Source organism: Ruegeria sp. HKCCD7559 (assembly GCF_013110575.1).
Lineage (GTDB): Bacteria > Pseudomonadota > Alphaproteobacteria > Rhodobacterales > Rhodobacteraceae > Ruegeria.
Window position 1 is genome coordinate 1 of record NZ_WVQU01000022.1, and the last position, 4,477, is coordinate 4,477.

At 63.7% G+C, this 4,477-nt stretch carries 3 protein-coding genes; all 3 read left to right on the plus strand.

Annotated elements, in window-relative coordinates:
- Positions 1-1,095: a glycine cleavage system aminomethyltransferase GcvT gene (gcvT, locus tag GS605_RS20900; protein ID WP_171725210.1), complete on the plus strand. Its 1,095-nt coding sequence runs from the start codon at positions 1-3 to the stop codon at positions 1,093-1,095.
- Between the two features lie 17 nt (positions 1,096-1,112).
- Positions 1,113-1,478, plus strand: a complete 366-nt coding sequence (gene gcvH, locus GS605_RS20905) for a glycine cleavage system protein GcvH (protein WP_171638644.1) — start codon at positions 1,113-1,115, stop codon at positions 1,476-1,478.
- A gap of 144 nt (positions 1,479-1,622) precedes the next feature.
- A partial coding sequence (gene gcvP, locus GS605_RS20910; protein WP_171638645.1) for an aminomethyl-transferring glycine dehydrogenase occupies positions 1,623-4,477 on the plus strand: 2,855 nt, incomplete at its 3' end.

Consider the following 4,477-nt stretch of genomic DNA (forward strand, 5'->3'; position numbering starts at 1 on the left):
ATGACCACACCGAAGCGCACGCCCTTGTATGACCTTCACGTCGAGCTTGGCGGCAAGATGGTTGATTTTGCGGGTTGGGAGATGCCTGTTCAGTATCCTTTGGGGATCATGGGAGAGCATAAGCAGTGCCGTGAGAAGGCGGCGTTGTTTGATGTGTCTCACATGGGTCAGGTGATCCTGCGCGGTGAGAATGTGGGTGAGAAGCTGGAAGCTCTGTGCCCGCAGGCCTATGCGACGCTGAAGGAAGGCAAGGCGCGGTACGGGTTCTTCACCAATGCCGAAGGCGGGATCATGGACGATTTGATCGTGTCGAATGCGGGGGATCACTACTTTGTGGTGGTGAACGCGGCGCTGCGCCATCAGGACATTCCGCATATGCGCGACAATCTGGACGGGGTTGAGGTGACCGAGATCTTCGACCGCGCGCTGGTGGCCGTGCAAGGCCCCAAGGCCGAAGATGTAGTCGGGGAACTCTGCCCCGCTGCCCGCGATCTGAAGTTCATGGAAACCACGATTGCCGACATCCTGGGTGTCGAATGCCGTATCTCGCGCCTGGGCTATACCGGTGAGGACGGGTACGAGATCTCGATCCCCGAGGATAAGGCGATCGAGATCACACGGGCCTTCCTGGCGCATGAGGAGTGCGAACCGGCGGGTCTGGGCGCGCGCGACAGCCTGCGGCTTGAGGCGGGGCTGTGCCTCTATGGCAATGACATCGACCAGAGCACCTCGCCGGTCGAGGCCTCGTTGGCTTGGGCGATGCAGAAGCGCCGCAAGGAAGAAGGTGGTTTTCCGGGGGCGGAGCGTATCCAGCGCGAACTGGCCGAGGGCGCAGCCCGCAAGCTGGTGGGCATCAAGCCCGACGGCCGTGCGCCGGCGCGTCAGGGGGTGGAAGTGCAATGCCTAGAGGGTAACACCATCGGTCAGATCACCTCGGGCAGCTTTGGCCCCACGGTCGGCGGCCCGGTTGCGATGGGTTATGTGAGCAAAGGCCATGGCGCGCCGGGCGAGAAGGTGAACCTGATCATCCGGGGCAAGGCGCAACCGGCGCAGATCGTGGCGCTGCCCTTCGTCAAACAGAATTACAAGCGTTGAAGTCAGGAGAAAGAAGCATGGCAACCTATTATTCCGAAGAACATGAATGGCTGAGCGTTGAGGGCGACACCGCCACGCTGGGCATCACCAAACACGCGGCTGAACAGCTGGGTGAGGTGGTGTTTGTCGAGCAGCAGGAAGTGGGCGACGAGTTCGAGAAAGACGGCGAGATCGGTGTGATCGAATCCGTCAAAGCGGCCTCGGAACTCTATGCTCCGGTCGATGGTGAGATCGTCGAGGTGAACGAGGCGCTGGCCGACAATCCCGGCGCGCTGAACGACGACCCCGAGGGCGAGGCCTGGATCTACAAGATCAAGATCAGTGACGCGTCGCAGCTCGAGGATCTGATGGACGAAGCCGGATACAAAGCCTTCATCGGGTAAACCCGAACGGAGTCCCGGCATGGGGCTCCATCGAATTAATTGATGCCGCCGAATTTGGGCCCCGCCCTTCATCTGGCAAGAAATATCCCCGCCGGAGGCTCCCGCAGTCTCCGCCGGCCCTGACCTATCCATGGGAGCGCTGCAATGGCCTTCAAACTGACCGACTACGAAGCCTATGATTTTGCCAACCGTCGCCATATCGGTCCCAGCCCGACCGAGATGCGCGACATGCTGCAGGTGATCGGCTTCAAGACGCTGGACGAGCTGATCGACGCCACCGTCCCCCCGGCGATCCGGCAGAAACAGCCGCTGGACTGGGGTCCGGCGATGACGGAACGCGATGCGCTTTTCCACATGAAACAGGTGGCGGGGAAGAACAAGGTTCTGACCTCGCTGATCGGTCAGGGCTATTACGGCACCACCACGCCTGCGCCGATCCTGCGCAACATCCTGGAAAACCCGGCCTGGTACACCGCCTACACGCCGTACCAGCCCGAGATCAGCCAGGGCCGGCTCGAGGCGCTCTTGAACTTCCAGACCATGGTCAGCGACCTGACCGGGCTGGACGTGGCCAACGCCTCGCTTCTGGACGAAGCCACCGCGGCGGCCGAAGCGATGGCGATGGCCAAGCGCGGCGGCCGGTCCAAGGCCAACAACGCGGCCTTCTTCGTTGACAAGAACTGCCACCCGCAGACCATCGCGGTGATCAAGACCCGGGCCGAGCCTCTGGGCATCGACGTGCAGGTCGCCGACCCGGATCAGCTGGACGCGGGCGCGGTATTCGGCGCGATCTTCCAGTATCCGGGCACCTATGGCCATGTGCGCGACTTCACCGCCGAGATCGCGGCGCTGCATGAACACAAGGCCATCGCCATCGTCGCCGCCGACATCCTGTCGCTGGCGCTGCTGAAGTCACCGGGCGAGATGGGCGCGGACATTGCCATCGGCTCGACCCAGCGCTTTGGCGTGCCGATGGGCTATGGCGGCCCGCACGCCGCCTACATGGCCACCACCGACAAGCTGAAGCGATCCATGCCGGGCCGGATCATCGGTGTGTCCATCGACAGCCGCGGCAACAAGGCCTACCGCCTGTCGTTGCAGACCCGCGAGCAGCACATCCGCCGCGAGAAGGCGAACTCGAACGTCTGCACCGCGCAGGCGCTGCTGGCGGTGATTGCTTCGATGTATGCGGTCTATCACGGCCCCGACGGCATCAAGGCGATTGCCCAGTCGGTGCACCGCAAGACCTCGCGCCTGGCCGCCGGCCTGGAAGAGGCGGGCTTCTCGGTCGAACCCGAGGTGTTCTTCGACACGATCACGGTCGAGGTCGGCCATCTGCAGAAGACGGTGATGGAGGCCGCCGTGGCGCGCGGCGTCAACCTGCGCAAGGTGGGCGACACCAAGGTTGGCATCAGCCTGGACGAACAGACCCGCCCCGAGACGATCGAGGCGGTCTGGGGGGCCTTCGGCATCGACCGCAAGGATGACAGCTCGAACAAGCAATACCGCCTGCCGGATTATGCGCTGCGTGAAAGCGCCTATCTGACCCACCCGATCTTCCACCAGAACCGGGCCGAGGCCGAGATCACCCGCTATATGCGTCGTCTGGCCGACCGCGACCTGGCGCTGGACCGGGCGATGATCCCGCTGGGGTCCTGCACCATGAAGCTGAACGCCACGATCGAGATGATCCCGGTCACCTGGCCCGAGTTCGGCAATCTGCACCCGTTCTGCCCCGAAGATCAGGCGCAGGGCTATCACGAGATGATCGCCGATCTGAACGACAAGCTGTGCCAGATCACCGGCTATGACGCGATCTCCCAGCAGCCCAACTCGGGCGCGCAGGGCGAATATGCGGGCCTGCTGACCATCCGCAACTATCACTTTGCGCGCGGCGAAGGGCACCGCAATGTCTGCCTGATCCCGACCTCGGCCCATGGCACCAACCCGGCCTCGGCGCAGATGGTGGGCTGGCAGGTCGTGCCGGTGCAGGCGGATGACAAGGGCAATATCGATGTCGCCGACTTCCGCGCCAAGGCGGAAAAGCACTCGGATCATCTGGCCGCCTGCATGATCACCTACCCGTCCACTCATGGTGTGTTCGAGACCACCGTGCAGGAGGTCTGCCAGATCACCCATGACCACGGCGGCCAGGTCTATATCGACGGCGCCAACATGAACGCCATGGTGGGCCTGTCGCGCCCCGGCGACATTGGCGGCGACGTCAGCCACCTGAACCTGCACAAGACCTTCTGCATCCCGCATGGCGGCGGCGGCCCCGGCATGGGTCCGATCGGCGTCAAGGCGCATCTGGCCGAGCACCTGCCCGGGCACCCGGAATACGGCACCGCCGTGGGCCCGGTCTCGGCGGCGCCCTTCGGGTCTCCGTCCATTCTGCCGGTCAGCTGGGCCTATGTGCTGCTGATGGGCGGCGCGGGTCTGACCCAGGCGACCAAGGTGGCGATCCTGAACGCCAACTACATCGCGGCGCGGCTCAAGGATGCCTATCCGATCCTCTATACCTCGGAAACGGGGCGTGTGGCGCATGAATGCATCCTCGACACCCGGCCCCTGGACGCCGAGGCGCATGTCACCGTCGATGACGTGGCCAAACGCCTGATCGATTCAGGCTTCCACGCGCCAACGATGAGCTGGCCGGTGGCCGGCACCCTGATGGTGGAACCCACGGAGTCGGAACCCATGGCCGAACTGGACCGTTTCTGCGATGCCATGCTGTCGATCCGCTCGGAAGCGCAGGACATCATCGACGGCAAGATCGACGCGGAAAACAACCCGCTGAAAAACGCCCCCCACACGGTGCGCGATCTGGTCGGCGACTGGGACCGCCCCTACACCCGCGAACAGGCCTGCTTCCCGCCGGGTTCCATGGGCGTCGACAAATACTGGTCCCCCGTCAACCGCGTCGACAACGCTTACGGTGACAGAAACCTCGTCTGCACATGCCCCCCAATGGACGCATACGCAGACGCCGCGGAATA